The following is a 3,379-nucleotide window of genomic DNA, read 5'->3' on the forward strand; positions in this document are numbered from 1 at the left end:
GGTGCATCTCGTCCCTTCGGATCTTCTGATCGGTCTGGTGATATGTGCACGCCTGGAAGGTGTCTCGCCGGATTCGATCCCAGGATCTCGAGCGGCGTCATGCACCCGGACCGTGCCTCGGCTGCGAGGGCTGCCGGTACTTCCAGGCAGATCGCAGCCGCAAAGGCTGTTCCAGACCCAGCAGTCAGAACGAACGATGCACGATCGCCGGCGCTGCCTTCCACGGTGACTCGGAGACGAGGCTTGATGATGGTGCTCGCGGTCGACGTGAGCATCCGAGGCCGCGTTCGCCGATGTGATTGAAGCCTGAGAGGGCGAACTCGGTGCAGCGAAGACAGCACTCGCAGGAGCGGGAGTAGCAGGAGGAGCTGGCCGCGAGGCAACCCGAGCTCGGCGAACACCTGGATGTCGGTCGCCGCCGTCGTCCTCCGCAGAGCGAACAGGTCGCCGGTGTGCAGTGTCAGGTGAGAGCTCGTCTCAGAGGTCTCAACTGCTCTTCCACCTCTCAGCCTGACCAGGGTCCCGGACCGGAAGCGCCAGCTTCCTGAAGCGAGAACTGCCTGCGACGAAGCTGTGACGCCTGGTGACTTCGAAGTCCTGCCACTCGCGAGGCTCGTCAGGCTGACCTTCTGCGGCTGGTCTATCGTTCGGAGCGCATGCTCGGCGAGCACTTCGGCCAGATACGTGCCGAACCCCGCGCCGGGTACCACGGCGATGCCGCATTCTCGCCAGTGGGCATCCCGTTTCCACGCGTACTCGTGTGTGCGGCCCTCATTCGACAGGTCAGCGTAGGAGACGCAACCTTCCGCGCTGGCCTCCATGAGCGGCTGCGCGGTGGAGGACTATGGTCCGGCTGTGTTGATCACCTCGCTGACGCCGTCGATGTGTTGCGTCAGAGAGCTCGCACGCTGCCGGAGGTCGAGCTGCATCCTCGCGACGCCGTACCGGTCAGCCAGCATGTCGAGACTCGCGCCGTCGCGCCCGGCGAGGAGGAACGGCATGCCCCGGCGCCTTGCCTGCATCGCGAGTTCCGCTGCAACCGAGCCCGTGCCGTAGATCAGCCAAGGTGTCACCGGATCGACAGGGATGGTGCTCTCCCGGAGTGCATCGTGCTGGACGCTAGGGGAGGGGCGCTGCTCGCCGGTCGTCGTCGACGCCCGGCGGGGGGACCTGGCGTGCCGCGCGCACGGCGATCGCGCTTCCGAGCAGCACGAAGATCAGAAACGCCGACAGGCCTGCGAGCACGAACGCGTTCGAGTGCGTGGGGTCGACCACGAGGCTGAGCGAGCCCCCCGTGACTGCCAAGAATGCGCCGATCCACACGCAGGGTCGGGCTGCCTGATGGCCCCGCTGCCAGGCTTCATCGGAAGCCATGACCGAGGCTGCTCTGATCCCGACCAGGTTGTTCGGGCCGAGTCGCCCTCGGGCGGCGCATTCGACGGCTGCGACGACGGCAGCAGCAGCGAACACCAGGACGAGCACTCCGAAGACCATGAACCAAACATACATGCACGGTTGTATGTCGTCGTTCGCGCCGTCAGTCGTCGCGCCAATTTTCGCGCCCAGAAACAAAGCACCGTACATGTTTGGTTTGATTCGACGAGTCTGCGAAGTGCAGCTCGCGATGTGGCGCTGGCAACTCGCCTCCGCTCCACTGGTCCACGAGCCCGTTCCTGGCGCTCGAGGCCATCACTCTTGGGGGAACATTGGCTATCAGGATGAAGTCGGCTGTCTCGGTGCTGTGTGCGGCAGCGTTGGTACTCGCGGGGAACCTGCCTGCGGTTGCGGCGCCCTCCGGCGCGAGCCTTGTTGCACAGCACGAGGCGGCGACGACGACGTCGTACACGGACCACGACATCATCAGCTTCCTGGTGCTCGGCTCGGGTCCGGTCTACGAGGACCACAAGGCACTCTCGCCGTATGCGCCGGAAGTGGATAGCGTCACCGTCGAAGCACGAGACGAGATGTACGCCCTGTTCATGGGTGTCGAACCGAACTTCAACGAGCTCGTTACCGTGCCGCTGCAGTCCGGTGATCCTCGTCTCGTCGACGTTGCTCTCGAGAACTTCTCCGAGATCTCCTACGGCGTAGCGGAGGTCATGGGGCTCAACGTGCCCGACAAGGAGGAGTTCGTCTCGGCGCGATCGATCGTCTTCGTCGTCGTCGTGGCTGCTGTCGCCGGAGCGGCCGTGGCGACGGTCGCCGCGGCGGGGAACGTGCGATGGGTCTGGAACACCATCGATTTCTGGGGGACGAGCACTGAGCAGAGCCCGATCTCGCATGAGAAGCGCGCGGCCCAGTTCGCTGCGGCTCTCGGCAAGTAGGTGAGGCTGCCTCCGCGCTCGAGGGAGAGGGGAGTGATCGCGGACAAGGCTGTCTGGTTCTTCGGGGCAGCCTTGGCCGTGCTCGCTGTTTGGATCGGGGCAAGCGTGTACTTCGTGCTCCCGCCCAATGTCCTGTCAAGTGAGTCGGACGTGCACAAGAACCTGCAGCTGGCATTCACAACGGTCTCCCCACAGGGGTGGGGGTTCTTCACGAACGCACCACAGGCGACTGAGATCGCCGCATATGACGCGGAGACGATGGCGTCGTTGATGCTTGCACCTCAAGGGCGGGTGGAGAATCTCTTCGGCCTCAGCAGGGCGCAGCGGGCGCAGGGGCCCGAGCTCGCACAGCTCTCCGAAGCCGTCGGGCAGTGGCACGAGTGTAAAACCGGCCAGACCCGCGAACACTGCCTCGCCGAGGCCAGTTCATTGCAGCCACAGAAGATCACCGTGAACCTCGCTCACCGTACGCTTTGCGGCCCGATCATTCTGACCACAGAGACGTTCACGCCCTTCGAATACCGAGAATTCGATCTCCCCATGCACTCCATCGAGACCTTCACGACCGTGGACGCGGTGTGCTGATGCACGAGCGACCCGGGCCAGCGCTACGGCTCCAGATCGCCTTGCAATCGTTGGAGGTTCGGCAGCGTGCCTTCACGCTCGGCCGCGGCGCTCTGGCGGCCGCCCAGATCTCCATCCTCGTTTTCACGCCGTTCAGCGCACTGATGCAAACGGTCGGAGGAGCCGAACCGGCGCCTTACTGTGCTGGGGCGCGGATCATCTCCGCTTTCTGCATCGGTGGTCCAGAGGTGCCCTCGATCGTGCGGGTCATCGTCATGATTGTTTTGCTGGGCCTCGTGCTCGTCGGGTTCCTGCCGAGGGTGATGGCGTTCGTTCATGCCTGGATCGCCATCTCCATCTCCACCGGAATCTCATTGCCCGATGGCGGCGATTCTGTGGCCGCGATCGTCTCGGTGATCATCATCTTCATCATGGCTGCGGATGATCGGAGATGGGCATGGTCCAAGGAGCGCCGGCCCGTCGGACCAGTC

General features: G+C 64.3%; 5 protein-coding genes. 3 read left to right on the plus strand and 2 right to left on the minus strand.

The genetic code is table 11. The annotated features are described in order from the left end of the window. Positions 1 to 842: 842 nt before the first annotated feature. Positions 843 to 1,073: a hypothetical protein gene (locus C5C27_RS17005; protein ID WP_146079749.1), complete on the minus strand. Its 231-nt coding sequence runs from the start codon at positions 1,071 to 1,073 to the stop codon at positions 843 to 845. 46 nt (positions 1,074 to 1,119) lie between these two features. After that, a complete protein-coding gene (locus tag C5C27_RS17010; protein ID WP_181127859.1) occupies positions 1,120 to 1,494 on the minus strand; it encodes an SdpI family protein in 375 nt (124 codons plus the stop codon). 224 nt (positions 1,495 to 1,718) lie between these two features. Between C5C27_RS17010 and C5C27_RS17015 the strand changes: the two genes are divergently transcribed. The 3 genes from C5C27_RS17015 to C5C27_RS17025 form a co-directional block, all read left to right on the plus strand. Then, the gene (locus C5C27_RS17015) at positions 1,719 to 2,324 is read left to right on the plus strand and encodes a hypothetical protein (RefSeq protein WP_104281889.1); all 606 of its coding nucleotides are present in this window, start codon (positions 1,719 to 1,721) and stop codon (positions 2,322 to 2,324) included. Positions 2,325 to 2,357: 33 nt separating this feature from the next. Then, positions 2,358 to 2,909 (plus strand): SdpA family antimicrobial peptide system protein, encoded by a 552-nt coding sequence (locus tag C5C27_RS17020; protein ID WP_181133582.1) that lies wholly within the window; start codon positions 2,358 to 2,360, stop codon positions 2,907 to 2,909. Continuing rightward, positions 2,903 to 3,379, plus strand: a 477-nt coding sequence (locus C5C27_RS17025) for a hypothetical protein (RefSeq protein WP_219813200.1), incomplete at its 3' end; no start/stop codon positions are given. The genes C5C27_RS17020 and C5C27_RS17025, both read left to right, overlap by 7 nt.

The organism is Rathayibacter sp. AY2B7, assembly GCF_002931635.1.
GTDB lineage: Bacteria > Actinomycetota > Actinomycetes > Actinomycetales > Microbacteriaceae > Rathayibacter.

Bases quoted from the DNA above. Each gene is read 5' to 3' on its own strand.
- C5C27_RS17010 (WP_181127859.1), bottom strand. From the start codon at position 1,494: ATGGTCTTCGGAGTGCTCGTCCTGGTGTTCGCTGCTGCTGCCGTCGTC.
- C5C27_RS17015 (WP_104281889.1), top strand. From the start codon at position 1,719: ATGAAGTCGGCTGTCTCGGTGCTGTGTGCGGCAGCGTTGGTACTCGCG.